The 876-nt window shown below is 66.0% G+C and carries 1 protein-coding gene; it reads left to right on the top strand.

The features are described 5' to 3' along the window. A partial coding sequence (sppA, locus tag AACR77_RS18140) for a signal peptide peptidase SppA (protein ID WP_231563278.1) occupies window positions 1–789 on the top strand: 789 nt, incomplete at its 5' end. Between the last annotated feature and the right edge of the window lie 87 nt (window positions 790–876).

Genomic DNA, 876 nt, shown 5'->3' with positions numbered 1-876 from the left:
CTGCTGGCCGAGGCCCGCCGTGACGATCAGGTGAAAGCCGTGGTGCTGCGAGTGGACAGCCCCGGCGGCAGCGCCTTCGCCGCCGAGCAGATCCGCGCCGAATTGCTGGCCCTGAAACAGGCGGGCAAGCCGGTGGTCATCTCCATGGGCAGCTACGCCGCCTCCGGTGGCTACTGGATCTCCGCCGATGCGGACAAGATCTTCGCCTCCCCCACCACCCTCACCGGCTCCATCGGGGTGTTCGGCATGTTCGCCACCATCGACAAGGCGCTCTCCCAGTACGGGGTACACACCGACGGCGTCGGCACCACCGACTTCGTGGGGGTCGGGCTGACCCGTGCCCTGCCGGATCACGTGGGTGAAGCCATTCAACTGAGCGTGGAAGACACCTATCAGCGCTTTGTCGGCCTGGTGGGCAAAGGCCGGGGCCTTAGCCCGGAAGAGGCGGAAAAAGCCGCCGAAGGCCGGGTCTGGACCGGGCAGGATGCCAAGGCACTGGGGCTGGTGGACGAGTTTGGCAATCTGGATGACGCCCTCAAGGCGGCCGCCGATCTCGCCAACCTCAAGAGCTGGCAGGTCACCCCCATCGCACCGGAAGAGTCGGCCAGGGACAAGTTCCTGCGCGAGCTGTTTGACAGCAGCGCCCAGGCGCTGGCCCCGCACCTGCAAAGCTGGCTGCCCACCGGGCTTGGCAAGGCGCTGCTGGAGATGAACCGCGGTCTGGACCCGCTGACCCGCTTCAACGATCCCCAGGGCACCTACGCCTTCTGCCCGGTCTGTCTCCCCTGACGCCGGGGACAGCCATAAAAAAACCGCCGACAGGCGGTTTTTTTAGGCTATGTCCCAATTACGTGTTGCATCGGGTGCCCTAGCGCC

This window comes from Aeromonas sp. ZOR0002 (genome assembly GCF_963866995.1).
Taxonomy (GTDB): domain Bacteria; phylum Pseudomonadota; class Gammaproteobacteria; order Enterobacterales; family Aeromonadaceae; genus Aeromonas; species Aeromonas caviae.
The sequence above is the reverse complement of the archived record's forward strand: the minus strand, read 5'-3'. Positions and strand labels throughout refer to the sequence as shown.